Raw genomic sequence first — 23,029 nt, forward strand, 5'->3', positions numbered from 1 at the left:
GCATGACCGCCACCACCGCATCCCCCCTCGACCGCCCGCTCGGCGGTGGTCCCGCGGGTCCCGCCCGACCCGACGAGGCCTCCGACGCCGGCCCGGGCCCGGCGAGCGGTGCCTTCCACGCGCCGGTCCGGCTCGTGGCCCGCGGGCTCGAGCTGGCCTACGACCAGCGCACGGTGGTGCACGGCGTCGACCTCGCCGTGCCGCCCGGCCGGGTCACCGTGATCGTCGGGGCCAACGGCTGCGGCAAGTCGACCCTGCTGCGCGGCCTCGGCCGGCTGCTGACCCCCGCGGCCGGCCGGGTCGAGCTCGACGGGCGCGACCTGCGCTCGGTGCGCCCGCGCGAGGTCGCCGCCGTGCTGGGGCTGCTGCCGCAGCAGCCCCTGGCACCGGAGGGGATCACGGTCGCCGACCTCGTCGGCCGCGGTCGCCACCCCCACCAGGGCGCCTTCCGACGCTGGAGCGCCGCCGACTCCGACGCGGTGGCCGAGGCGCTCGCCCTCACCGACACCCACGAGCTGGCCGCCCGCCGGGTCGAGGAGCTCTCGGGCGGGCAGCGCCAGCGCGTGTGGGTGGCGATGATGCTGGCCCAGGACCCCCGCATCATGCTGCTCGACGAGCCCACCACCTACCTCGACATCGCCCACCAGGTCGACGTGCTCGACCTGCTCGCCGAGCTCAACGAGCAGCGCGGCACGACGGTGGTCATGGTGCTGCACGAGCTCAACCTGGCGGCCCGCTACGCCGATCACCTGGTGGTCATGCACGAGGGGCGGCTGCTGTGCGAGGGGAGCCCCGCCGAGGTGCTCGACGCCGACTGCGTCGAGCGAGCCTTCGGGCTGCGCGCGCAGGTGGTGCCCGACCCGATCACGGGCTCGCCGATGGTCGTGCCGGTCGGCCGGCGCGCGGCCGCTCAGGCCGCGCGCCCCGCGATCCACCCGGGCGAGCGGTCCGAGGTCCGAGCCACGGACCGGGCGTGACGCACCGCAGCTCCGATCATGTAAGGTGAGCCTTACCTAACTCAACGACCGGGCTCGGCCGGTCCCGCACACCTGAGGAGCGGACGTGACGTCCCTTCGTCCCCTGAACCGCCGCGGCTCCCGCCGGGGCCTGGCCCGCCGGGTCGGCCTGCCGCTCGGCGCCCTCCTGCTGGCCCTCCCGCTCGCGGCCTGCGGCTCCGAGGAGTCCGGCGGCAGCGCCTCCGACAGCGAGTCGGCCGGTGGCGAGAGCTTCGAGCCCGTCACCATCGAGCACGCCTTCGGCGAGACCGAGATCGACGAGCAGCCCCAGCGCGTCGTCACCTGGGGCTGGGGCAGCTCCGACGCCGCCATCGCCCTGGGCACGATCCCGGTCGCCATGCCCAAGAACTCCTACGGCGCGACCGAGGAGGGCCTCATGCCGTGGCAGGAGGAGGCCCTCACGGCCGCCGGCGCCGAGACGCCGACCCTGCTGACCGAGGGCACCGAGGTGCCCTTCGAGGAGATCGCCGCGGCCGGCCCCGACCTGATCCTGGCCAACTACTCCGGCATCACCGAGGCCGACTACGAGAAGCTCTCGCAGATCGCCGACACCGTCGCCTACCCCGACGAGCCGTGGACCACCCCGTGGCGCGACGTCATCACCACCGTCGGCGAGGCCCTCGGCCAGTCCGACGAGGCCGAGCAGCTGCTAGAGGACATCGACGGCGAGGTGGCCACCGCCGCCGAGGAGCACCCCGAGTTCGAGGGCAAGACCATCGCCGCGGTCGCCATCGACCCGACCGCCTTCTACGTCTACAAGGGCGCAGACCCGCGCGTGCAGTTCCTCGAGGACCTCGGCTTCGAGCTCGCGCCCAGCGTCGACGAGCTGAGCACCGACGAGTCGTCGTTCTACTACACGATCAGCACCGAGGAGGTCGACAAGCTCACCTCCGACGTCCTGCTGTCCTACGTCGCCGACGAGGCGACGCGCGACGAGCTCGCCGCCGACCCGGCCTACCAGGCCATGGAGCAGTTCCAGGACGACACCGTCGCCTCGGTGGTGGGGGAGTCCTACATCTCGGCGGTCTCGCCGCCGACCGCGCTGTCGCTCACCTGGGGTCTCGACGAGTTCGTCGCCTCCCTCGAGCCGGCCGTCCAGGCCGCGGGCTGACCGCACGACCCCGCACGCCGGCCGCGGCTGTCGCGGTTTCGGCGGCTCGCGACGGTAGATTGCCACGGTGACGACCTTCTCCCACGGGCGCTCCGGCGAGCACGCGACCTCGCCCCGCCCGCCCCAGCAGGCGGTCACGGTCGGCCCCTACACGCTGCTGACCAAGATCGGCGAGGGCGGCATGGGCGTGGTCCACCTCGCCCGTGCGCCCCACGGCGAGCGGGTCGCGCTCAAGGTGCTGCGCCCCCACATCGTGGGCGACGACGAGGCCCGCGCCCGGCTGGCCCGCGAGGTCGGGTCGCTCTCGCGCATCCGCAGCCGCTGGGTCGCCGAGATCAAGGACGCCGACCCGTGGGCCGTCGTGCCCTACGTCGCCACCCGCTACGTGCCCGGCCTCTCGCTGCACGACCACGTCGTGGAGGAGGGACGCATCGAGGGCGAGGACCTCGTGTGGTTCGCCGCCTGCCTGGCCGAGGGGCTCGACTCGGTCCACGCCGTGGGAGTCCTCCACCGCGACGTCAAGCCGTCCAACGTGCTGATGGAGGGGCGCACCCCGATCCTCATCGACTTCGGTCTGGCGCGCGTGGCCGACGACCCCAAGCTCACCCACACCGGGTGGCTGCTCGGCACCCCCGGCTACCTCGCCCCCGAGATCCTCTACGGCGACGACGCCACCACGGCCTCCGACGTGCACAGCTGGGGCGCCACCGTGGCCTACGCCGGGCTGGGCCGCGCGCCCTTCGGTCGCGGCCCGTCGATGGCGATCATGGACCGCGTGCGCCGCGGCGAGCACGACCTGTCGGGGCTGGACGGCGACCTCGCCCAGGTCGTGGCCGCGGCCCTCCACCCCGACCCGGCGCGCCGGCCCACCCTGGCCGAGCTGCTGGCGTGGCTGCGCCCGCAGACCACCCGACCCGAGGCCGCGCCCGCCCCACTGCCGGCCCCCGCCCGCGAGGACCCGTTCACGCTGCCGCTGGCGCTGGCCGCCGAGGCCGTCGCCCAGCGCCTCGGCCACCCCGCCGGGCCGGGCGCCGACGCCGGTGCCGACCGCGCTGCGGACGCCGACGCCGCTGCCGATCCGGCCACCGACGTGCTCGCCGACCCCGCGTCCGTGCGCGACGACCCGGCCGCGGCCGACCCCTGGGCCGACCCCTGGGCCGGCCCCCCGGGCGACCGGCAGGGTGCGGCGTACGACGGGCGGGGACCCGACGGCACGCTCGTGGAGCGCGACCACCCGCCGACCCGCGTCTACGAGGAGGACCCCACCCGCCGCCTCGGCGACCCCGACCCCTGGTCGGCCCCCCGGCCCGAGGCCGGTCCCGGTGAGCCTCCGGGCGGACATCCCGGCGTGCGCCCGGAGGGGCACGACCCCGACGGTCCTGAGGGCTCCGGGGACCCCTGGGCCCACGAGCCCTGGGGCGCACCGGTCGAGGTGGCCCGGGCCCCGCTGGCCGAGCGGGCGCGACGGGCGACGCTGCTGCTCGCCGCGGCGGGCGCGGTCGGCACCGCGACGGCCGCCGCGCCGTGGGTGACCCTCGCCGTGCTGCTGGTCCTCGTCACCGCCCTGCGGGGCGGGTCGCTGGCCGGCAGCGTCGCCGCCGACCGGCGACGGGCCCGCGGGCCGAAGTGGTACGACGGCCCCCGCCTGCTGCTGGCCGCCCCCTGGACGCTGACCCGTTCGTTGCCGGCGACGGCGGTGCTCACCCTGTGGAGCGTCGGCCTCGGCCTGGCCGTGGCGCTGCTGTGCTACGCCGTCGCCGCCACCACCCCGACCATCCTCCTCGTCTCGGGCGCCACCGTCGCGGTGTCGCTGTGGGCCGGGCCGGGCGGCTGGCGGGTCCGCAGCCCCCTGGCCCGCGTGGTCGAGCCGGCCGCACGCTCGGGCGCGCGCTGGGTGGTGTCGCTCGTCGTGCTGGTCCTCCTCGCGGCCGCCGGCGCCTTCGCCCAGGCCCAGGGCGGCACCCGCTGGACCCCCGACGACAGCCCGCCCCTGGCCGACGTCAGCCTGCCCTCCTGGTGGGCGGCCGGCTGAGCGACGGGCGCCCGGAGCGGCCGGTCCGCACCGCGCGGCCGCCCGACCCCACGGTTCTGAGGACCCGAGACGTGCCGGCCCCGGTGGCGCGGCCGCGATCCGCGACGGTGCCGTCGGGCCGCTGCCGGGCCGCTGCCGGGCCATCGCCGGACCACCGCCCGCCGCTGCTAGGGGGAGGGGCACGACCGTGCCCCTCCCCCTAGCAGCCGCGAGGTGCATCCTCCTGGGCCGCCGCCCGGCACCGTACGGTCGCCGGGGCCTCTCGCCGGGCCGCATCGTGGGACTCCCTGTCGGGGGCCGGCCGCGCGTGGCAGCATGAGCGGCATGCAGCACCACGTCATCATTCGCTAGCGCGTCGAGCGCCCACCCGGGCCCCCGACGCGCCACCTCTCGCACGCGAGAGGTTTTTTTGTGCCCGGACCACGACGGAGACCACCGAGACCATGGACCTGCACGGCGACTTCCACGTCTACGACACCACCATGCGCGACGGCGCCCAGCAGGAGGGGCTCAACCTCTCCGTCGCCGACAAGCTGACCATCGCCACGCTCCTCGACGGCCTCGGCGTCGGCTACATCGAGGGCGGCTGGCCGGGAGCTAACCCCAAGGACACCGAGTTCTTCCGTCGTGCCGCCACCGAGCTCGACCTGCGCCACGCCCGGCTCGCGGCGTTCGGGGCGACCCGCCGGGCCGGCGTGCGTGCCGCCGACGACCCGGGCACGGCCGCCCTGCGCGACAGCGGCGCCGGCACCGTGACCCTGGTGGCCAAGGCGCACACCCGCCACGTGGAGCTGGCGCTGCGCACCACGCTGGAGGAGAACCTCGCGATGGTGCGCGACACCGTCACCCACCTGCGCGAGGAGGGCCAGCAGGTCTTCGTCGACGCCGAGCACTTCTTCGACGGCTACCGCCTCGACCGCGCCTACGCCCTCGAGGTCCTGCGCACCGCGGCCGAGGCCGGGGCGGAGGTCGTCGCGCTGTGCGACACCAACGGCGGGATGCTGCCGCCCTGGGTGGCCGACACCGTGCACGACGTCGTGGAGTCCCTCGGCGCCCGCGGGTCCGGCGCCGGGTCGGGCGGTCTCCACGTGGGCATCCACGCCCACAACGACACCGGCTGCGCGGTGGCCAGCTCGCTGGCGGCCGTCGAGGCCGGGGCGACCCACGTGCAGGGCTGCATCAACGGCTACGGCGAGCGCACCGGCAACGCCGACCTGGTCACCGTCGTGGCCAACCTCGAGCTCAAGACCGGTCGCGCCCTGCTGCCCGAGGGACGCCTGCGCGAGGCCACCCGCATCGCCCACGCGGTCGCCGAGGTGACCAACGTCCCGCCCGCCTCCCGCCAGCCCTACGTGGGCACCTCCGCCTTCGCCCACAAGGCGGGGCTGCACGCCAGTGCGATCAAGGTCGACCCGAACCTCTACCAGCACATGGACCCCGTCGGCGTCGGCAACGACATGCGGCTGCTGGTCTCCGACATGGCCGGTCGCGCCTCGATCGAGCTCAAGGGCCGCGAGCTGGGCTTCGACCTCTCCGGGGAGTCGCGCAAGGAGCTCGTGGGCCGCATCACCGACCGGGTCAAGGTGCTGGAGTCGCGCGGCTACACCTTCGAGGCCGCCGACGCCTCCTTCGAGCTGCTGCTCGTCGAGGAGGTCGAGGGCCGCCGCCCGTCGTACTTCGACGTCGAGTCCTGGCGCGTCATCACCGAGACCCGCGCGGGGGTGCCCGTGGGGGTGGAGGCGCTGTCGGAGGCCACGGTGAAGCTGCGTGCCGCCGACGTGCGCTACGTCGTGACCGGCGAGGGCAACGGTCCCGTCAACGCCCTCGACCAGGCCCTGCGCGCCGCTATCGGGCAGGCCTATCCCGAGGTCGCCCGCTTCGAGCTGATCGACTACAAGGTGCGCATCCTCGACCAGGGGCACGGCACCGACGCCATCACCCGGGTGCTCATCGAGACCACCGACGGGGAGTCGTCGTGGGTCACCGTCGGGGTCGGCGCCAACGTCATCGAGGCCTCCTGGGGTGCCCTCGTCGACGGCGTCACCTTCGGCCTGCGCCGCCACGCGGGCTGAGCCCCGGGCCGGCCGCTCAGGCCACGACGCGGCGGACCAGGTCGGCCCAGGCGGCGTACACCCGCTCGACGGCGAAGCCCTCGACGCGCACCTGCTGCTCCAGCACCGGCACCTCGAGCGGGGCGAGCAGGGCGGTGGCCAGCAGGGGCAGGTCGCCGCCCACCTCGAGCTCGGTGAGCAGGTGGCGCACGTGCATGGCGACGAAGGAGTACGCCGCGTAGGACCGCGTGCCCGCCCGCCCGGCGGCGCGGATGAGATCGGCGCTGAGCAGCGTGGCCTCGATCCGCGAGCGGCCGAAGGCCAGCAGCCGGTCGAGCGGGGGAGCGCCGGGCCCGAGCGGCGGCGGGCCGGAGATGACCGAGGCCTGCCAGGCGGTCTCGGAGTGGTCGAGCAGGGCCGCCATCAGACCCTCGCGGGAGTCGAAGCGGCGGAAGACGGTGCCCTTGCCGACGCCCGCCTCGGCGGCGACCGCCTCCATCGTGACCCGCTCCAGTCCGCCGCACCGCCCGATCAGCCGGCCCGCGGCCTCCAGCAGGGCCGCGCGGTTGCGGGCCGCGTCGGCGCGCTCGACCGGGGCGTCGTGGAGGAGGGGGAGGAGGGGCCGCTCGGTCATGGTGCGCCCAGTCTAGGGAGCCGGACCAGCCGGGTGACCGGTTCCACAGCAGTGCGGGAATAGAAACGGACTGTGGTCCGTTTAAGATCGGGACCGTCCGGCACCACCGGACCGCAGACCCGCCGGCCCGCCGCCGGCACCCCACGACCCGCCCGACGGCGGGGCCGACCGTCCTCCGAGGAGCACCCCATGTCCGAGACCACCACCGTCGAGACCACCACCGTCGCCGTCCTGGTCGGCAGCCTGCGCGCCGACTCCCTCAACCGTCGCCTCGCCGAGGTCCTGCGCGACCAGGCCCCCGAGGGCGTCGTGCTCGACATCGTCGACGGCCTCGCCGACCTGCCGTTCTACAACGAGGACCTCGACGCCGGCGACGCCCCCGCCGCCGCGGTCGCCCTGCGCGAGCGCGTCGCCGCGGCCGACCGGGTCCTCGCCGTGACCCCCGAGTACAACGGCACGATGCCGGCCGTGCTCAACAACGCCATCGACTGGCTCTCGCGCCCCTACGGCGCCGGCGCCATCGTGGGCAAGCCCTTCGGCGTCGTCGGTGCCACCCCCACCCCCTACGGCGGCAAGTGGGCCCACGCCGACACCGTGCGCTCCGCGGGCATCGCCGGCGCCACCGTCGTCGAGGACGTCCTCGTCTCGCAGTCGGCCCTCGAGGTCGACGTGCTCACCGACGCCGAGGTGCTCGGCCGCCTCACCGGCGCCGTGCAGACCCTCGCCGCCTACCAGCCCGCCACCTCCGCGGCCTGACACACGCGGGGGGACACGTCTTACTGACCGTTGAGACCACTGGCTGACAGTCGTGACGGTCAGGTAGTGGTCGCAACGGTCAGTAACATGCGGTGCGTGAGCGACCCCCGGCCCGACCCCGCCGCATCGGTGCCCTACGCGCCGTACGGGCCGGCGGTGCCGCCGCCGGAGCGCCCTGCGGCGCCGCGCTCGCGCCCGCTCGACGTCACCGTCACGATCCTCCTGCTGCTGGTGCTGGCCATGGGCGCGCTCGTCGCGTCGTTCTTCGGCCTCTTCCTCGGGATGGTCTCCGACGGGTGCGGCGGCTCGGTGCAGTGCGACACGGGCCGCATCGGCGCCGGGGTCCTCGTCGCCGCCGGCTCGCCGTGGGTCGTGCTGCTCATCGCGACCTGCTGGTCCACCGTGCGGATGGTCCGGCGGCGCGTGGCCTTCTGGGTGCCGCTGCTGGCGGTCCCGGTCTGGGCCGGTCTCCTCGCGCTGGGTGTCGCCCTGGCCTTCAGCGGCGTGCCGTCCTGAGGACGACCCCGAGGCGCTAGCGTCGGCGCATGGTCGACCTGCACGACATCCACGAGCTCACCGCCCTCGAGCAGGGCGACCTGGTCCGGCGCGGGGAGGTCTCCCCGCTGGAGCTCACCGAGCACTACCTCGACCGCGTGGCGCGCCTCGACGACGTCGGGGCCTTCGTCACCGTGACCGCCGAGCGCGCCCTCGAGCGCGCCGCCTCCCTGGGGCGCTGCGCCCCGGGCGAGGCGGGGCCGTCGGGGTCGGTCTCGCGGCTGTGGGGGGTGCCGACGGCGATCAAGGACCTCAACCTCACCGCCGGCGTGCCCACGACCTTCGGCTCGGCCGCCTTCGACGACTTCGTGCCCGAGGTCTCCGACGCTGTCGCCCTGGCCGTGGACGACGGTGGCCTGGTCAGCCTGGGCAAGACCAGCACCCCGGAGTTCGGGTCGCCCTGCTACACCGAGCCCGAGGGTCGACCGGCGGCCGTCACCCCGTGGGACCGCACCCGCATGGCCGGCGGCTCCTCCGGCGGCGCGGGCGCGGCCGTCGCGGCCGGTCTGGTGCCGGTGGCGCAGGGCTCCGACGGCGGCGGCTCGATCCGCATCCCGGCCTCCTGCTGCGGCCTGGTGGGCCTCAAGCCCTCGCGGGGTCGCGTGAGCGGCTTCCCGCTGTACGGCGACCCCGTGGGCCTCGCGGTGGCCGGCCCGCTGGCGCGCACGGTGCGCGACGCCGCCGCGCTGCTCGACGTGCTCGAGGGGCACCGGGTGGGCGACCCCTTCTGGGCGGCGCCCCCGCAGACGACCTTCCTGGAGGCCTGCGACCGTCAGCCGGGGCGGCTGCGCATCGCCCGCTTCGTGGCGCCGGTGATCGCCGACGTGCCGGTCGACGCCTCCAGCGTGAGCGCCTGGGAGGACGCCTCGCGGCTGCTGGAGTCACTGGGCCACGACGTCGTCGACGTGCCCGTGCCGCTGCCTCCCGAGGCGGTGCCGGTCTTCGAGACCTGCTGGGCCGTGCTCACCGCGCTGTCGGCCGCACCGGCCGGCCGCGAGGCGCTGCTGCGTCCGCTGACCCGGTGGCTCACCGAGCGCGGCCACGCGGTCAGCGGCCCCCAGCTCGGCCTGGCGATCGGCGCGATGCGCCGCTACGCCGCCAACGCCCTCGCCGCCCTGGCCCCCTACGACGCCGTGCTCACCCCGACCCTGGCGAGCCCGCCGCTGGCGGTCGGCGCGATCCGCGACGACGCCGACCCCGCCGCCGACTTCGCCGCGCAGAAGGCGTTCACGCCCTGGACCTCGGCGTGGAACGTCACCGGCATGCCGGCGGTCTCGCTGCCGCTGCACTGGACCGCCGAGGGTCTGCCGGTCGGCGTCATGCTGGCCGGGCGCCCGGCCGAGGACGAGCTGCTGCTGTCGCTGGCCGCGCAGGTCGAGGCGGCCGCGCCGTGGCACCACCGGCGCCCGCCGGGCTGGTGAGACAGGAGCGGATGGGTCGGGCAGGTCGGGCCGGGTTCAGACCGCCCGCTCGTCGACGCCCCACTGCTCGCGGAACTCCTCGGGGCTGAGCTCGGCGAGCTCCGTGCGCAGGTGGTGCAGGGTGTGGCTGGCGACCTCGGGGTTCTCCACGTCGATGGCCAGCACCCGGCGCCCGGTGTGTCGCTCGTGCACCTCCACCGTGCCGGCCGAGGAGCACTCCAGGGTGCCGCCGCTCAGGGCGAACCAGACGTCGAGCGCCACCACCAGGGCCCGCCGCAGCGGCGGGCGCCGGTCGCCGGCCAGCGCGACGCGGTAGACCTCGTCGGCGGTCTGCGGGTCGAGGGTCAGCACCCCCCGATCCTACGGCGCCGCCGCGCACCGCCCGGCTCAGTCGTCGCCGAGCCCGCGGGCCGCGAGCGCGTCACCGGTCTCGTGGGCGCGGGCCACCACCCGCACCACGAAGGGCGTGAGGTAGGCGCGGGGGTGCCGGCCCAGGCCGCGGGCGCGGGCGGCGTCACGGGTCTCCAGCGCCAGGGCGACGGTGCCGGGCAGGGCCTGCACGGCAAGACCGACGGTGAGGGCGACCCGCTCGGGCGGCACCCCGACGTGGCGCAGCGGGCCCGACCAGCGCACGAGCGCGTCGAGCATGGCGTTGACCGGCGTCGTGGCGGTGACCACGACCGCGGCGAGGGTGAGGGCGAGGAGGTCGACGAAGGTCTCGACGGCCTTGCCAGCGCCGTAGAAGAGGCCCTGCACGAGGGAGGCGACCAGCGCGATGAGCAGCACGCCGCGCGCGGCGGTGAGCAGCAGTGGCAGCCGCACCCGCGCGAGCAGGGCCAGGCCGAGCGCCACGGCGAGGAACAGCAGCGAGGCGGGGGCGCTGCGCACCAGCACGATGGTGAGGCTGAGCGCGCCGAGGCCGGCCAGCTTGGGGCCCACGGGCAGACGGTGCAGCAGCGTGTCGCCGGGCTGGTGGATCGCCACCATCGACGGTTGGCTCACGAGCGCTCCGCCACCGAGGCGACGTAGTCGGCGACCCCGGCCGCGGCCGGCCCGTCGTAGCGCACGCGGGCGTCCTCCACGACGAGCACGCGGTCGCAGCGGGCGGCCAGGTCGAGGTCGTGGGTCACGAGCACCAGCTGCTGGTCGAGGCCGAGGAGCAGGTCGCCGACGCGGCGGGTGTTGGCCAGGTCGAGCAGGGTCGTCGGCTCGTCGGCCACCAGCACGGCCGGATCCGCGGCCAGCACCCCGGCCAGGGCCAGCAGCTGCTTCTGGCCCCCCGACAGGGCGTGGACCGACACGTCGGCGTGCTGGCCGAGGCCGTAGCGCTCGAGCACCTCCAGGGCCCGGTCGCGGCGCCGTGCGCCGTTGCGCTCGTGGCGGCGCAGCGACAGCTCGACGTCCTCGACGCAGGTCGGCATCACCAGCTGGGCGGCGGGGTCGGTGAAGCAGAAGCCGACCCTGCGGCGCACGGCCCCGGCCTCACGGGCCACGTCGAGACCGTCGACGACCACGCGGCCGGAGGTGGGCTCGACCAGGCCGTTGAAGAGCCGGGCCAGGGTCGACTTGCCGGAGCCGTTGGCGCCGATCACGGCCACGCGGCGCTCGGTCAGCCGCAGGGTGGTGGGGTGCAGCACCACGCGCTCGCCGTCGGTGGTGTCGACGGTGACCGCGGCGGCGTGGAGCTCGAGGACGGGCACGGGGCGGGGCGGCGCGAGGTCAGCGACGGCCGTGCAGCAGCTGGGGGAAGGCGCGGTGCACCTCGGCGGCCACCAGGGCGACCAGCGAGGTCTTGACGACGTCGCCGATCCAGAAGGGGGCGTCGTAGCTGATCGCCTCGCGCCACGACACGTCGAAGTAGAGCTTCATGCCGACGATGCCGGCGGTGTGCAGCACGAGCGCGCTGGCGACGAAGGAGCAGGCGAAGACGACGAGGGCGCGGGTCTTGCCGCGGCGCCCGGCGACGTACGTGACCAGCACGCCGGCGGCGAGCGCGGCGAGCGGGAAGCCGACGAGGTAGCCGGCGCTGGGGCCGGTGAAGACGCCGAGGCCCGAGGAGTGCTCGGCGAAGACGGGCAGGCCCACGGCGCCGAGCACGAGGTAGAGGGTGACGGCCAGGAAGCCGCGCACCGGTCCGAGCAGGCAACCGGCCAGCATCACGCCGAAGGTCTGCAGCGTGATCGGCACGCTGGCGCCGCCCACGGGGATCGCCCCGACGTAGGCGCAGGCCGAGATGAGCGCCGCGAAGGCGGCGACCAGCGCGATGCCGGTGGTCGTCGAGCGCAGCCGCGAGGAGGTCGAGCCGCCGCGTCCGTCGTACGCCGGGTCGGCGCCGGGGTGGTCGGCCGGGTGGCCGGTGGTGGTGTGGTCGGAGGCGGGAGCCGGCTGCTGCGTCGTCATGGGGTCCTCGTCGTGCGGGTGGGCCACGCCGGACGGTCGCCGGCTGAACGGCGTTCAGGTTAGGGTGGTGCGGCGTCCGTGGTCAACGCGTGCGCCGGCCGACCGAGGAGTGAGATGTCCTACCGCCGCCCCGACATCGTGGCCCGTGCCGTCGAGGTGCTCGACACCTACGGCCTCGCCGACCTCACGATGCGCCGGCTCGGCGGCGAGCTCGGGGTGCGCCCCAGCGCGCTCTACCACCACTTCGCCAGCAAGCAGACCCTGCTCGCCGCCGTGGCCGACGAGGTGCTCGCCCGCGGACGGGCCCCGCGCGACACCCCGCCTGACACCGTGCGCGACGGCTCCTGGGACGACCGTGTCGTCGCGGTCTGCACCGAGCTGCGCGAGGCGATGCTGGCCTACCGCGACGGGGCCGAGCTCGTGGCCACCGTGCACGCCTTCGGCCTCGGCGCCGCCGCCCCCGGGCGCGACCTGGCCGCCGCGCTGGCCGACAGCGGCCTCGACCCGGCCCTGGCCGGCACGGCGACGCGGACCCTGCTGCACTTCGTCTTCGGCCACACCCTCGACGAGCAGACCCACCTGCAGGCCGGCAGCGCCGGCGCCATCGAGGACCAGCCGCGGGAGCGCTCCGACTTCGCCGCGGGCCTGGGCATCGTCCTCGACGGCATCCGGCTGCGCTGTCGCGTCGCACCGCCCCCGCGGGGCTGAGGCGCCGGCTCGGGCGCCGGGCTCGGTCCGCCCTAGGGTGATCGCATGGCGGCGACGGCGGAGCACTACGCGGAGGTCCTCGAGGAGGTCGGGCTCGACACGGAGGCCACGTTCGTCGTGGTGACCGGCGCGACGCGCGAGGAGGTGGCCGAGGTGCTGGGGGTCGACCTGGGGCGCCGGGTCGCGCTGGGTGACGCCTTCGAGGAGGACCACTCCGCCTACGCCCTCCTCGAGGTCGCCGGTGGCGTGCTGGCCGCCGAGCCCACCGGCTACGCCGACCCGAGCCTCGAGGCGCTGCGACGGCTCTCGGCCGGAGGGCGCACCGCCGCGGTCGCGCGCTCCAACGTGCAGGCCCACGACCGCTTCGGCTTCGCCCGCGACGGGCGGGTGGTCTTGGACGCCGACGAGTACGTCTTCCTCGAGGACCCCTCCACGGTGCCGGCCGAGCTGCGGCCCCTCTTCGACCAGGCCTGGATCGACCTCGACGCCGAGGATCCGGCTCCGGCCGTCCCGGCCGCGCCTGTCGCCGGCGCGGAGGGTGAGGAGGACGAGGGGCCGACCGGACCGCCCGACGCGCTGGCGGTCGCCCTGGCCATGGTCGAGCAGGTCACCGGGGTCGCGCTGACCGTGGCGGACCTCGACCGACTCCAGGACGTCGAGCGCTACTGGGTGGCCTCGCTCACCTACGAGCCGGCGCAGCGCCCGGGGGACTGATCCCGGTCCGCGGTGGGCCGCGGGGCCCGTCGCGGCGCGTGCCCGGTGCACGGTTCCGCAGTGCGCCGTGTCGGCAGAACCACGCACGTCAGTGGTGGGACGGGTGCGCGGCGAGGGCCAAATAGAAGTAACTTGGTCGAGTTACGTCTGTTTGCGGGTCGGTCCTCGGGCGACCACCGCACCGACCAGGAAGGCCCGTCATGAGCGCACCCACCCACCCCACCACCGCCCGCTCGTCGAGCGACACCGCCGCCCCGGCCGCCGCCGGCCCGAGGAGCGCGCGGCGCGGCCCCGCCGTACGCCCGGGGTCGCCCGAGCTGCGCGAGCTCCTCCACCGCATCCGGGCCGGCGCGGCCGAGCGCGAGCTCGAGGTCGACCCGCCCCACGAGCCGCTGGCGTGGTTCAAGGAGGCCGGCCTCGGCGGCCTGCGGGTGCCGGTCGCCGAGGGCGGCGGCGGCGCCACGATGCGGGAGTTCTTCGCCACGCTCATCGCACTGGCCGAGGCCGACTCCAACCTGGCCCACATCGTGCGGGCCCACTACTGGTTCGTCGAGCAGCAGCTCCAGACCGACGACGCCGCCGCGCGGGCGCACGGCATCGACCTCATCACGTCCGGGGCGCTCGTCGGCAACGGCTTCAGCGAGCAGAGCGCCAAGCCGGTGGGGCTGCACTTCGACACCACGATCACCCCCGACCCCTCCGGTGACGGCGGCTTCCGGCTCGACGGCACCAAGTTCTACTCCACCGGGAGCATCTACTCCGACTACACCCAGATCTGGGCCGCAGCGCCCGAGGGCCGCATCGCCGGCGCCGTCATCCCGGTCGACCGCGCCGGGGTGACGATCGCCGACGACTGGGACGGCTTCGGCCAGCGCATGACCGGCACCGGGACCACCATCCTCGACGACGTGCGGGTCGAGCCCGGTGAGTTCTTCGACCTCGGCGAGCCCGACGGGCCCCAGGCCCCCAGCTACCAGGGCGCCTTCCTCCAGCTCTACCTGCAGGCCGTCACCGCCGGCGTGCTCCGCAGCGTGCGCAACGACGCGGTGGAGCGGGTGCGCAGCCGCACCCGCGGCTTCAGCCACGCCCACGTGCCCCAGCAGCCCCGCCACGACGCCCAGGTGCTGCAGGTGGTGGGGGAGATCTCGGCCGACGTGTTCGCCGCGGAGGCCATCGTGCTCGCAGCCGCCGACCGGCTCCAGGACGCGGTCGACTCGGTCGTCGACGGGCTGCCGACCCCCGAGGCCGCCGAGGCCGCGCAGCTGGCCGCCGCCCAGGCCAAGGTCGCCGTCGACCGGTTCTCCTACGCCACCGCCGCCCGCATCTTCGACGTCGGCGGCGCCTCGGCGACCCAGCGGGTGCACAACCTCGACCGCCACTGGCGCAACGTGCGCACCATCGCGACCCACAACCCGACCTACCTCAAGGCCTCCGCGATCGGCGACCACGAGGTCAACGGCAGCGGCTTCCCGGGCAACGCCTACTTCTGACCCGACCGACCCCGGCGCCGGACCCGGCACCGGACCCCGCACCGGACCCCGCACCGTCCTCCTCAGGACACCCCTCGAGAAAGGCCCCGCCATGTCCTCGGTCGGACTGACCTTCGTCGGCGCCGCCCTCTTCGTCAACGGCCTGCTGCTCCTCGGCAGGATCGACGCGAAGGGCGCCGGCGTCTTCAACCTCTTCGTGGGAGCGCTGCAGACGGCGATCCCGTTCTTCCTCATCGCCACCGCCGACACCCCCGACGAGATCCTCGGCGCCGCCGGGATCTTCCTGTTCGGGTTCACCTACCTCTACGTCGGCATCTGCAACCTGGCCGGCTACGCCAGCACCGGCGTCGGGTGGTACTCGCTGTGGGTCGCCGTCATGGCCCTCGGCTTCGGCGTCGTCAACATCGTCCGCTTCGACGACACCCCGACCGGCCTGCTCTGGCTGCAGTGGTCGGTGCTGTGGACGCTGTTCTTCCTCGTCCTGGCCCTCGGCCGCGAGCGGCTCACCGCCCTCACGGGTTGGTTCACCCTCATCCTGGCCTTCACCACCTGCACGGTGCCGGGCTTCCTGCTCCTGCTCGGCGAGTGGGGGCGGGTGCCGACCTGGGCCGTGCTCGCCTCGATCGCCGTCACGGCGCTCGCGCTCGTGCCGCTCTCGCGGGTCGACCTGGCCGACACGGCGGCGTCCACCTCGCAGCCCACGGAGCCCACGGGGCCCGCGGGGCCCGCAGCGGCCTCGGGGGAGCCCGGGGTGGACGCCACCGGTGGGACCCCGGGGCGCCGTCGCGCGGAGCCGGCCGCGGTCTGAGGAGTCGGCGGCGACCACCGTCCGCCTAGGTTCGGGGCACATGGTCGCCGCCGGCGGCCGCCGAGTGACGACCGGGAGACGCCGTGGCCAAGCAGGACCGAGACATCGAGCAGATCTACGCCACCGACGAGGTGGTCGCCAAGCTGCGCCGGCTCGCCGACGCGCTGGAGAAGGGCGAGTCGTTCCGGATCCAGATCGCCGGGGAGCGCTTCCGGGTGCCGCAGCGCGCGCAGTTCTCCATCGAGCACGAGCGCGGTGACGGCGAGGAGGAGGTCGAGTTCCAGCTGACCTGGTCGGTCGACGACGCGCCGTCGTCGGACGAGGGCGACGAGGCCGGCGGCGACGTGGTCTGACCCGTCGGCGGCGCTCGGTGCGGATGCTCGCGCGACGCCCGCTGAGGCTCCCGACTCGACCACCGCTCGCCGGGGTCGCCTCAGCCGGCGGTCTCGCGTCGACCGATGTCGACGGTGGCGCCGTGCTGCTCGGCGAGCAGCACGGCGCCGGCGAGGTCGAGCCGCGTGCCGTCGAGTCTCGCCGAGGCCAGGTCGACGCCCGCGAGGTCGGCCCCGCGCAGGTCGGCGCCCGCGAGGTCGGCCTCGCGCAGGCTCGCCCCGCCCAGCCGCGCCTCGCGCAGGACCGTGCCGGTGAGGTCGGCCAGCGCGAGGTCGCTCTCGCGCAGGTCGAGCCCGGTGAGGTCGAGCCCGGCGAGCCGGGCGCCCCGCAGACCGACGGCGCGCCACTGCCCGCCGACGACCCGCATCGGCCGGGTCGTGCACGAGGCGAAGGTCGAGCCCGTCGTCTTGCAGCCCTCGAAGGTCGCGTCGAAGAGGTTGCAGCCGCGCAGCTCGCAGCCCACGAAGGCCGTGGCCACGTGCACCGAGGAGTTGAGTCGGCAGGAGTCGAAGCGGCAGCGCTCGAAGAGCGCGCCCCTCGTCGTGACCTCGGAGAGGTCGACGCCGACGAAGGCGCAGTCGACGAAGCGGGCGGCGGCGAGGTCCTCGGCGTACCAGTCCTCGCCGCGGAAGGTCCGCCCCTCCGCGCCGTCGGGCGCCTCACCCACGAGAGGTCCCGGGTGGCTGGGTCACCGGGGTCACAGGGGTCATCGGGTTCACGGGGCTCACCGTAGCCAGGGGCGCCGACGGCGGCCCCGACGGCAGGGTCAGCCGAGCGGCCACCAGGCCAACCGCCGGGTCGCGCCCTGCTCCCACCACGCGAGGTCGACCCGCTCGGCGCGGCAGCGGGCCGGCAGCAGGTCGCCGAGGTCGCGGCGCAGCGAGTCCTCGTCGACGCCGGGGCCGGCCAGGTCGAGGGTGAGGTGCGGGTGCAGCTCGGCGTACCGCCCCTCGTAGGGCGGGCACTGCGGGAAGGCCTCGGCCAGTCGCGCGGTGAGCTCGCGGAAGGGCCCGTCGGGCTCCGGCACGAGGTGGAGCGTGCCGTCGGGGAAGCGCGCCACCCGCTCCAGCACCACCTCGAAGGCCGCCACCGAGGCCACCACGCGCCGCACCCGCTCGGTCTCGGCGGCGTCGGGGGAGGCCAGGAACGGCCCGAGCACGGTGACGTGGGCGTGGGTGAAGCCCGGGTCGCGCGACAGGTACGCCGCGTCCTGCCGGCCGGTGAGCCCGCGCACGAACCCGTCCAGCGGCGCCACCGGCACCTGCAGCACGCTGTGTCCCGGCCACCCCACCGCGCCATCCTCCCCGTCGGGGCGGGGCCCGCCCTCAGCGGGCCACCGGGTTGACCAGCTCCCCGGCGTAGAGCAGCGAGGAGGACTGGTCGGCGAGGTCGACCATCTGCAGCGTGTTGCGCAGCTGGAGCCGGTTGAGGCAGGAGTGGCGGAAGGCGGGGCGACGCAGGTCGTAGGCCGCCACGGCGTCGGCGAGCTCCGGGTGCTCCTCGGCGTGCTGGTCGAGGCAGCGCGCGACCTCGGCCCAGAAGTCGTCCTGGTCGAGCACGCCGTCGACGTGCAGGATCGCGGCGAGGTGGCGCAGCACGCCGTCGAGGACGTCGGTGTGCAGCGCGAGCGCCTTGACGTCGGGCTCGACGTCGGCGCGCACCCGCTCCACCTCGGCCGGCAGCGGACGGTCGGGGTGCATGACCGCGACCTCCTCGCCGACGTCCTTCATCAGCGCCCGCACCGGCACGTGGTCGCGCAGCACGAGCACGAGGTTCTCCCCGTGGGGCATGAAGGCCAGGTCGTGGGCGAGCAGGCAGTGCACGAGCGGGCGCACGTAGGCGTGCAGGTAGCTGCGCAGCCACTCCCGCGCGTCCAGCGACGAGGCCTCGACCATCGCGGTGGCCAGCGCCCGCCCCTCGGCGTCGCGGTGCAGCAGCGAGGCCATGGTGGCCAGCCGCTCACCGGGGCCGGTCCGCGGCAGCGGGCTCTCGCGCCACAGCGCCGCGAGCATCTTGCGGTAGGGCGAGGTGGCGGTGTGCCTGTGGAAGGCGTCGCCGGTGTAGCCGACCGCCGCGCGCTCGCGCAGCACCGTGAAGCCGCAGCCGGCCAGCGTGGGGTCGCCGGCGACGAGGTCGGCCACCCAGTCGTTGACGGCGGGGGTGACGGCCATGTAGGCGGGGGAGAGGCCCCGCACGAAGCCCATGTTCTGGATGGCCAGGGCGGTCTTGACGTAGTGCCGCTCGGGGCGGTCGGTGTTGAAGAAGGTGCGGATCGACTGCTGGGCCCGGTAGGCGTCGGGGCCCTCGCCGAGGTGCACGAGGTCGCGGCGGGCGAGGTCGGGGGCGAAGGTGACCGCGACCTTGCTGCGCCACTGCCAGGGGTGCAGCGGCAGGTAGGTGTAGTCGTCGGGGTCCAGGCCCAGCGCGAGCAGCCGCGCCGCGAAGCCCGCCCGCACCTCGGGGTCGAGCTCGCCGGCCCACAGCCGCTCCTCGCTGAGCCCGGCGCCCAGCGAGAGCCGGGTGACGCTGCGCCGGGCGGCCAGCCACACCAGCCGCACCGCTCGCCCGGCCTCGGGGGCGTAGGCGGTGTAGTCGTCGAGGTCGAAGCCGATGCGCCCGTTGTTGGCCACGAAGCCGGGGTGGCCCTCGGTCATCGCCGCCTCGACCTCCTGGTAGTCGGCCCCGAGCAGCTCGGCCACCGGCACCCGGCGGTGCGCGAGCTTCCAGCAGGCCGCGGCCAGGGTGCTGGCGACCTCCTCGAGGTAGGTCGGCACCAGCGCGTCGGGGATGCCGAGCACGGGGGCGAGCTCGACCACGAGCTCCTGGGCGTCGAGGGGCGCGGGCTCGCCGTCCACGCGCCGCTCGAGGCTCTCCTCCTCGATCGCCCAGTGCTCCAGGGCCAGCCGCCGCGCCCGGAAGCGGTACGCCGCCCCGCGCCCGGTCTCCAGCAGCCAGGCCGCCGGGTCGGTCGCCGCGGCCGCTTCCGGCGCGACGCCGGGCCCGGCCCCGGGCCCGGCCCCGGGGTCGGGCACGGGGGCGATGATCCGCTCGTGGGCGTACTCCGCGATCGCCTTGGCCACCAGGTGTCGCTGTGCGACGGCGAGGTGCTCCGGGGCGAGGTGGTCGGCGGGGTCGACGGCCCGCGGGGCCGGGCCCGTCGGGTCGGCGGCGTGCCCGGTGGGGTGCTGGCTCGGACGCTCGGACGGGTGCTCGGTGGGGTGGGTCAGCGTCATCGGGTGGTCTCCAGTCGGGAGAGGCGGGAGGCGGCGTGGGCCTCGCGGGTGCAGAAGGACAGGGCGGCGGTCTTGCCGGGCAGGGCGACGTGGCGGGCCACGACGAAGCCGGCCTCGGCGTTGAGCGCGGCGATGGCGTCGTTGCGCACGTCGGGCTCCACCACGACGCGGCGCACCGCGGGGTCGGCGAGGCAGTGGGCCATCACCGCGGCGAGGACCGCGCGGGTCAGCCCGGGGCGCGGTGACCCGGTGGGCGGGGCGACGAGCACGTGCATGCCCAGGTCGCCGGGCTCGAGCTCGGGCAGGTCGCGCAGGTGCGGGTCGGCGGCGGGGTCGTAGGTCTCGGCGAGGAAGGTCGGCTCCCCGTCGACGCGGCCCAGCCAGGCGTCGTGGGTGGGGGAGGCGGCGATGCCGACGTACTCGACGGCCACGTCGTCGTAGGTGGCGCCCTGCATCTGCCAGAAGGCCGAGCGCGGGTGGGTGACCCAGGCGTGGAGCAGCCGCAGGGTGGCGGGGTCGAGGGGCAGCGGGCCCAGGGTCGCCCTCACCGCGTCGCCCCCTGCCCGGCGGGGGCCCGGCGCAGGTGCTCGGGCACGCCGAAGCTCTGCACGGCCACCCGCTTCTCCAGGGGGTAGACCTCACGGCCGGTGACGGCGGCGAGGATCGCGGAGCTGCGGTAGGCGCCCATGCCGAGGTCGGGGGCGACGAACCCGTGGGTGTGCTCCTCGCCGTTCTGCACGAAGACCTCGCGGCCGGTCCGGTCGACGGCGTAGCGGGAGTCGGCGAGGTAGCGGCCGCGCTCGTCGAGACGCAGCCGGTGGCGCACGGGGTCGAGGAAGTCCGGCACCGAGGCCTCGTAGCCGGTGGCGAGCACGAGGACCTCGGTGCGCAGCCCGAAGTCCTCGCCGGTCTCGTCGTGGTGCAGGTCGAGGTCGTAGGCCTCGCCGTCCCAGCGGGCGCCGGTGAGGGTGGTGGCGCTCACCAGCGTGGTCCGCGGTCCGGCGCCCTGCACCCGCAGCCGGTAGTGCAGGTCGGAGATCTCGTCGACCAGGTCGCCGCTGATGCCCTTGTAGAGCGAGCGCTGCTCGCGCAGCAGCCGCTCGCGGGTGCCGGCGTCGAGGCCCTGGAAGTAGGCGGAGTACTCCGGCGAGGTCAGCTCGAGGGTGAGCTTGGTGTACTCCATGGGGAAGAAGCGCGGGCTGCGGGTCAGCCAGGTCAGCTCGTAGTCGTGCCCGGGCGACTCGGCCAGCAGGTCGCGATAGATCTCGGCAGCGCTCTGCCCGCTCCCGACCACGGTGATCGAGCGCTGCTGCTGCAGCCGCCGCTTGTGCGACAGGTAGTCGGCGGAGTGCAGGGCGGGCCCGCCGGCCGCGCGCACGCTGTCGGGCACGCGCGGGCGGGTGCCGACCCCGAGCACGAGGCGGCGCCCCAGCACGGTCTCGCCCGAGGCCGTCGTCACGACGTACGCCGCGCCCGCGGCCCCGTGGGGGTCGAGCCCCTCGTGCAGCCGGTCCCTCAGCCCCGGGTGGGCGTCGAGGTCGAGGTCGTCGGTGTGCTCGACGCGCACGACGGGGCAGCCGAAGCGCACCGAGGCGAGACCCTCGGCGGCCCAGCGGCAGTAGTCGTCGTACTCGCGGCGCAGCGGGTAGAACGACTCGCGCACGTAGAAGGGGTAGAGGTGCCCGGTCTGCTTGAGGAAGTTGAGGAAGGACCACCGCGACGTCGGGTCGGCCATGGTGACCAGGTCGGCCAGGAACGGCACCTGGAGGGTCGCGTCGTCGAGCATCATGCCCGGGTGCCAGGCCAGCCCGTCGCGGGCCTCGAGGAAGACCGCGTCAAGGTCGTCGAGGGGGTCGGCGAGGCAGGCGAGGCCGAGGTTGAAGGGGCCCAGGCCGATGCCGACCAGGTCGTGCACCCGGCCGGTCGAGGGGGCGGCGGCGGCGGTGGCGGAGGCGGAGGTGGAGGCGCTCACGCGGCCACCTCCGCGAGCAGCTCCTCGGCCAGGGCGACGCAGTGGTCCACGACGCCGAGCAGGTCCTCGGTGGTGGCCATCGGGTTGAGCAGGGTCAGCTTGAGCCAGCGCCGGCCCTCCAGGGTGGTGGCCGCGACCATGCCGAGGCCGCGCTCGTAGAGCGCCGAGCGCACCAGCGGCACCAGCCGGTCGGCGGAGTCCTCGCCGAGCCCCGGCGGGCGGTAGCGGAAGACCACCGTGCTCAGCTCCGGCACGGCCGCGAGCTCGACGCGGCGGTCGGCGGCCAGGTGCTCACCGACCTCGCGGGCCAGGCGGGTGACGGTGTCGACGTACTCCCCGATGACCTCCGGGCCCATCACGCGCAACGTCAGCCACAGCTTCAGCGCGTCGAAGCGCCGGGTGGTCTGCAGGCTCTTGTCGACCTGGTTCGGGCTCGCCGCGCCGCCGGGGTCGCGGGGGTTGAGGTAGTCGGCGTGCCACGCCACGTGGCCCAGCGTGCGCGCGTCGCGCACGAGCACGGCGCTGGAGGAGACGGGCTGGAACCACGTCTTGTGGAAGTCGACGGTCACCGAGTCGGCCCGCTCGATCCCGTCGAGGCGCCCGCGCTGGGTGGGGGAGACCAGCAGCCCCCCGCCGTACGCCGCGTCCACGTGCAGCCAGCAGCCGTGCCGCTCGGTCAGGTCGGCCACCTGCGCCAGCGGGTCGATGGCGCCGAAGTCGGTCGTGCCGGCGGTGGCGACGACCGCCATCGCGGTGCGGCCCTCGGCCGCGACGGCGTCGAGGGCGCGCGTCAGACGGGCGGGGTCGAGCCGACGCCGGGCGTCGACCCCGACGGCCACGACCGCCTCGGCGGGCAGGCCGAGCAGACGGGCCGACTTCTGCACGCTGAAGTGCGCGTCGACCGAGGCCAGGACCCGCAGGTCGGCGAGCGCCGCCCCGGCGGCGAGGGCGCGGTCGCGGGCCAGGTGCAGGGCCTGGAGGTTGGACTGCGAGCCGCCGCTGGTGAAGATCCCGTCGGCGACCGTGCCGGCGCCGGGGCCGGTGGCCCAGCCGATGCGCCCCGCGGTCCACGCCACCAGGTGGCGCTCGACGAAGGTGCCGGCGACGCTCTGGTCGAAGGTGTCGAGACTGGCGTTGACCCCGGAGACGAAGACCTCGGCCAGCAGGGCGGGGATCACGACGGGGCAGTTGAGGTGGGCGGCGTAGGTCGGCTCGTGGAACCACACCGTGTCGTCGAGCCACAGCCGACCCATCTCCTCCAGCGCCGCCGCCGGGTCCTCGAGGGGGGCGTCGAGGTCGACGTCGAGCACCGGCTTGGCCGCCTGCGCCGGGCCGACCCCGGTCGCCGGGCCGGACACCCGGGTCAGGGCGTCGGCGAGGTGGTCGACGCCGAGGCGCATCGAGGCGACGTAGGCGTCGGCGTGGTCGGGGTGGAACAGGTGCGCCAGGGCGCGAGGGGAGGGGGGCACCGGAGATCCTTCCGAGATCAGGTCAGGTAAGGCTCACCTTAGTTAGGTTTGCCTAAGTCTGCATCCGTGGTCTCGGAGGACGAACGTCACACCGTGGCCCGGTGGTGGGGAAGGAGCCCTTCGAGACGCTCGCTGCGCTCGTTCCCCAGGGACCACGCCGGCGACCGACGCCCCTGCGGGCCGTCACGGTGGTTGAGGAGGGAGCCCCTCGAGACGCTCGCTCCGCAGGAGCCACGCCAGCGACCCGTCACGGTGGTTGAGGAGGG

The 23,029-nt window shown here is 75.2% G+C and carries 23 protein-coding genes; 12 read left to right on the plus strand and 11 right to left on the minus strand.

Annotation, left to right across the window (positions count from 1 at the left end):
• The first annotated feature begins 2 nt into the window (after positions 1-2).
• The 4 genes from ASF47_RS01890 to cimA all read left to right on the plus strand — a co-directional run bounded on the left by ASF47_RS01890 (position 3) and on the right by cimA (position 6,231).
• Entirely contained in the window at positions 3-977 is a 975-nt protein-coding gene (locus ASF47_RS01890) for an ABC transporter ATP-binding protein (protein ID WP_082499904.1), read from the plus strand.
• An 85-nt stretch (positions 978-1,062) separates the two neighbouring features.
• On the plus strand, positions 1,063-2,127 hold the full coding sequence (locus tag ASF47_RS01895) for an iron-siderophore ABC transporter substrate-binding protein (RefSeq protein ID WP_200918918.1): 1,065 nt from the start codon (positions 1,063-1,065) through the stop codon (positions 2,125-2,127).
• A gap of 67 nt (positions 2,128-2,194) precedes the next feature.
• On the plus strand, positions 2,195-4,159 hold the full coding sequence (locus tag ASF47_RS01900) for a serine/threonine-protein kinase (protein WP_056862315.1): 1,965 nt from the start codon (positions 2,195-2,197) through the stop codon (positions 4,157-4,159).
• A 443-nt stretch (positions 4,160-4,602) separates the two neighbouring features.
• Positions 4,603-6,231: a citramalate synthase gene (cimA, locus tag ASF47_RS01905; protein WP_056862316.1), complete on the plus strand. Its 1,629-nt coding sequence runs from the start codon at positions 4,603-4,605 to the stop codon at positions 6,229-6,231.
• Between the two features lie 16 nt (positions 6,232-6,247).
• Here the strand turns inward: cimA and ASF47_RS01910 are convergent, their stop codons facing one another.
• Entirely contained in the window at positions 6,248-6,844 is a 597-nt protein-coding gene (locus tag ASF47_RS01910) for a TetR/AcrR family transcriptional regulator (RefSeq protein ID WP_056862317.1), read from the minus strand.
• A gap of 189 nt (positions 6,845-7,033) precedes the next feature.
• Between ASF47_RS01910 and ASF47_RS01915 the strand changes: the two genes are divergently transcribed.
• The 3 genes from ASF47_RS01915 to ASF47_RS01925 all read left to right on the plus strand — a co-directional run bounded on the left by ASF47_RS01915 (position 7,034) and on the right by ASF47_RS01925 (position 9,576).
• Entirely contained in the window at positions 7,034-7,600 is a 567-nt protein-coding gene (locus ASF47_RS01915; protein WP_056862318.1) for an NAD(P)H-dependent oxidoreductase, read from the plus strand.
• A gap of 96 nt (positions 7,601-7,696) precedes the next feature.
• Positions 7,697-8,116, plus strand: coding sequence for a DUF6264 family protein (locus ASF47_RS20485; RefSeq protein ID WP_156697686.1), 420 nt, complete (start codon positions 7,697-7,699; stop codon positions 8,114-8,116).
• Positions 8,117-8,145: 29 nt separating this feature from the next.
• Complete coding sequence (locus ASF47_RS01925; protein ID WP_056862319.1) at positions 8,146-9,576, plus strand: amidase; 1,431 nt, start codon at positions 8,146-8,148, stop codon at positions 9,574-9,576.
• Positions 9,577-9,612: 36 nt separating this feature from the next.
• Here ASF47_RS01925 and ASF47_RS01930 read toward each other — a convergent pair whose 3' ends face one another.
• Genes ASF47_RS01930 through ASF47_RS01945 form a run of 4 tightly spaced genes read right to left on the minus strand, consistent with a single transcriptional unit; the run spans position 9,613 to position 11,976 of the window.
• A complete protein-coding gene (locus ASF47_RS01930) occupies positions 9,613-9,927 on the minus strand; it encodes a hypothetical protein (protein WP_056862320.1) in 315 nt (104 codons plus the stop codon).
• Positions 9,928-9,963: 36 nt separating this feature from the next.
• A complete protein-coding gene (locus ASF47_RS01935) occupies positions 9,964-10,578 on the minus strand; it encodes an energy-coupling factor transporter transmembrane component T family protein (RefSeq protein WP_082499906.1) in 615 nt (204 codons plus the stop codon).
• Positions 10,575-11,276, minus strand: a complete 702-nt coding sequence (locus ASF47_RS01940) for an energy-coupling factor ABC transporter ATP-binding protein (RefSeq protein WP_056862322.1) — start codon at positions 11,274-11,276, stop codon at positions 10,575-10,577. The genes ASF47_RS01935 and ASF47_RS01940 overlap by 4 nt, the downstream gene beginning before the upstream one ends.
• Before the next feature lie 19 nt (positions 11,277-11,295).
• Positions 11,296-11,976: a biotin transporter BioY gene (locus tag ASF47_RS01945; RefSeq protein WP_082500011.1), complete on the minus strand. Its 681-nt coding sequence runs from the start codon at positions 11,974-11,976 to the stop codon at positions 11,296-11,298.
• 114 nt (positions 11,977-12,090) lie between these two features.
• Between ASF47_RS01945 and ASF47_RS01950 the strand changes: the two genes are divergently transcribed.
• The 5 genes from ASF47_RS01950 (at position 12,091) to ASF47_RS01970 (ending at position 16,049) form a co-directional block, all read left to right on the plus strand.
• Positions 12,091-12,684: a TetR/AcrR family transcriptional regulator C-terminal domain-containing protein gene (locus ASF47_RS01950; protein ID WP_056862323.1), complete on the plus strand. Its 594-nt coding sequence runs from the start codon at positions 12,091-12,093 to the stop codon at positions 12,682-12,684.
• Positions 12,685-12,729: 45 nt separating this feature from the next.
• Positions 12,730-13,398 (plus strand): DUF6461 domain-containing protein, encoded by a 669-nt coding sequence (locus tag ASF47_RS01955; RefSeq protein WP_056862324.1) that lies wholly within the window; start codon positions 12,730-12,732, stop codon positions 13,396-13,398.
• A 200-nt stretch (positions 13,399-13,598) separates the two neighbouring features.
• Entirely contained in the window at positions 13,599-14,888 is a 1,290-nt protein-coding gene (locus tag ASF47_RS01960) for a hypothetical protein (protein ID WP_056862325.1), read from the plus strand.
• Between the two features lie 91 nt (positions 14,889-14,979).
• A complete protein-coding gene (locus ASF47_RS01965; protein ID WP_082499907.1) occupies positions 14,980-15,696 on the plus strand; it encodes an AmiS/UreI family transporter in 717 nt (238 codons plus the stop codon).
• An 83-nt stretch (positions 15,697-15,779) separates the two neighbouring features.
• Entirely contained in the window at positions 15,780-16,049 is a 270-nt protein-coding gene (locus ASF47_RS01970; RefSeq protein WP_056862326.1) for an amphi-Trp domain-containing protein, read from the plus strand.
• A gap of 80 nt (positions 16,050-16,129) precedes the next feature.
• Here ASF47_RS01970 and ASF47_RS01975 read toward each other — a convergent pair whose 3' ends face one another.
• The 6 genes from ASF47_RS01975 to ASF47_RS02000 form a co-directional block, all read right to left on the minus strand.
• Positions 16,130-16,756, minus strand: coding sequence for a pentapeptide repeat-containing protein (locus ASF47_RS01975; RefSeq protein ID WP_056862327.1), 627 nt, complete (start codon positions 16,754-16,756; stop codon positions 16,130-16,132).
• 99 nt (positions 16,757-16,855) lie between these two features.
• On the minus strand, positions 16,856-17,380 hold the full coding sequence (locus tag ASF47_RS01980) for a 2'-5' RNA ligase family protein (protein WP_056862328.1): 525 nt from the start codon (positions 17,378-17,380) through the stop codon (positions 16,856-16,858).
• Positions 17,381-17,414: 34 nt separating this feature from the next.
• A complete protein-coding gene (locus ASF47_RS01985; RefSeq protein ID WP_082499908.1) occupies positions 17,415-19,322 on the minus strand; it encodes an IucA/IucC family protein in 1,908 nt (635 codons plus the stop codon).
• Positions 19,319-19,870: a GNAT family N-acetyltransferase gene (locus ASF47_RS01990; protein WP_082499909.1), complete on the minus strand. Its 552-nt coding sequence runs from the start codon at positions 19,868-19,870 to the stop codon at positions 19,319-19,321. Before ASF47_RS01990 ends, ASF47_RS01985 begins: the two co-directional genes overlap by 4 nt.
• Positions 19,867-21,294, minus strand: coding sequence for a lysine N(6)-hydroxylase/L-ornithine N(5)-oxygenase family protein (locus ASF47_RS01995; RefSeq protein ID WP_235558579.1), 1,428 nt, complete (start codon positions 21,292-21,294; stop codon positions 19,867-19,869). Before ASF47_RS01995 ends, ASF47_RS01990 begins: the two co-directional genes overlap by 4 nt.
• Positions 21,291-22,763: a pyridoxal phosphate-dependent decarboxylase family protein gene (locus ASF47_RS02000; RefSeq protein WP_235558580.1), complete on the minus strand. Its 1,473-nt coding sequence runs from the start codon at positions 22,761-22,763 to the stop codon at positions 21,291-21,293. Before ASF47_RS02000 ends, ASF47_RS01995 begins: the two co-directional genes overlap by 4 nt.
• Positions 22,764-23,029 lie beyond the last annotated feature (266 nt).

This window comes from Nocardioides sp. Leaf285, assembly GCF_001422955.1.
GTDB classification, from domain to species: Bacteria; Actinomycetota; Actinomycetes; order Propionibacteriales; family Nocardioidaceae; genus Nocardioides; species Nocardioides kribbensis.